Source organism: Stenotrophomonas sp. HMWF003, from assembly GCF_003061285.1.
Classification (GTDB): Bacteria; Pseudomonadota; Gammaproteobacteria; order Xanthomonadales; family Xanthomonadaceae; genus Stenotrophomonas; species Stenotrophomonas maltophilia_AP.
The window spans coordinates 1-427 of sequence record NZ_QAIW01000300.1 but is presented as its reverse complement, the minus strand read 5'-3'; the positions used below and the strand labels follow the sequence as shown (position 1 = coordinate 427).

Below are 427 nucleotides of genomic sequence, written 5' to 3'. Positions count from 1 at the left end.
CTGCGCGCCGGCCGCCTGACGGTGGTGGACGTGCGCCCGGCCGACGAGCGCGCGATCGCATCGATCAACGCGGCGTTCGAGACGTTCGACGGCGACAACCGCGCCCGTCTGGAGGCCCTGCCGAAGGACACCGCGCTGGGCTTCCTGTGCCACCACGGCGGCCGCAGCGCGCAGGCGGCCGAGCAGTTCCGCGCCTTGGGCTTCACCAACGTGCACAACATCACCGGCGGCATCGACGCCTGGTCGAACGACGTGGACAACAGCGTGCCGAAGTACTGATCGACGTCAGTTTCTGCGCTCAAAGAAAAACGCCGGCATTGCCGGCGTTTTTTGTTCCTTGAACCCCAAACAGCACGGCTGCGAATCTCCCGGCTGGGCAGGGGTGTGGGAGTTCGCGGGACACGCCGCAAGTACGTCCCTGTAGGCT

The 427-nt window shown here is 66.7% G+C and carries 1 protein-coding gene; it reads left to right on the top strand.

All coding sequences use genetic code 11. From position 1 onward, the window contains the following. A partial coding sequence (locus DBR34_RS22900; RefSeq protein WP_258223875.1) for a rhodanese-like domain-containing protein occupies positions 1 to 279 on the top strand: 279 nt, incomplete at its 5' end. Positions 280 to 427: the final 148 nt, after the last annotated feature.